Source organism: Collinsella sp. SGI.180 (assembly GCF_050313455.1).
Taxonomy (GTDB): Bacteria; Actinomycetota; Coriobacteriia; order Coriobacteriales; family Coriobacteriaceae; genus Collinsella.
Genome location: NZ_JBNPLL010000051.1, coordinates 1 through 941, shown reverse-complemented (window position 1 = coordinate 941; position 941 = coordinate 1). Strand labels below are relative to the sequence as shown.

The window sequence follows — 941 nt, the reverse complement described above, 5'->3', positions numbered from 1 at the left end:
CCGCATCGGCATCGACGAGACGTCGTACAAGAAGGGCCACAAGTACGTCACGGTGGTCGTCGACCACGACCGCGGCTGCCTCATCTGGGCGCACGAGGGCACCGGCAAGGACGTGCTCAACCTGTTCCTCGACGAGCTCACGCGCGAGCAGAGGCGCGCCATAGAGGTGGTGACCGCCGACGGCGCGAGGTGGATAAGGCAGCTGGTCAAGCGCCGCTGCCCCAACGCGAGGTGGGTCATGGACCCCTTCCACGTGGTCCAGTGGATGAACGACGCGCTCGACGCCGTGCGCTGCGAGGAGTGGAACGCCGCCAGGGCCGCCGCCAGGGCCGCCAGGCCCAGGCCCGAGGGCAAGCGCGGCAGGCCTGCCAAAGGCGAGCTGCCGCCCGAGGAGGTCAGGGCGCTCGAGGAGGAGGCGGCCTCCATCAAGGGCAGCCGCTACGCGCTCGTGAAGAACCCCGAGGACCTCACCGACGGCCAGAGGGCGAGGCTCGAGGCGCTCAAGAAGAGGGCCGGCTCGCGGCTGGTCAGGGCCTGGGAGCTCAAGGAGGACCTGCGGGCCGTCTTCCGGGCAGCCGACGGCTCCGAGGCCGCCGAGCTGCTCGACGACTGGATGCACAGGGCCGCCTACTGCAAGATCGCCAAGGTCGTCGCCGTGGAGAAGAAGGTGCGCCGCCGGCGCGACGACATCATCGCCGCAGTCGAGCTCGGCATCAGCAACGGGCGCGTAGAGGCCATCAACAACAAGATCAAGGTGACGGTGAGGATGGGCTACGGCTTCCGCAACACCGACAACCTCGTGGCCCTGCTCATGCTCAGGTGCGGCGACTGCCAGCCCCAGCTCCCGGGTCGCCCGGTGAAGGCGAGGAAGAAGGGCGTGAAGGGAGCGAAGAGCGTTGCTGCCTAGGCTAGCCCCTTGTCACACAAACTACCGAAGCCTC

Annotated in this window: 1 protein-coding gene; it reads left to right on the top strand. The window is 68.4% G+C overall.

Annotated features, from left to right (window positions below; all coding sequences use genetic code 11):
- Nucleotides 1–907: ISL3 family transposase (locus ACQRAP_RS08690; protein ID WP_427795403.1), on the top strand; the 907-nt coding region annotated here is incomplete at its 5' end.
- Nucleotides 908–941: the final 34 nt, after the last annotated feature.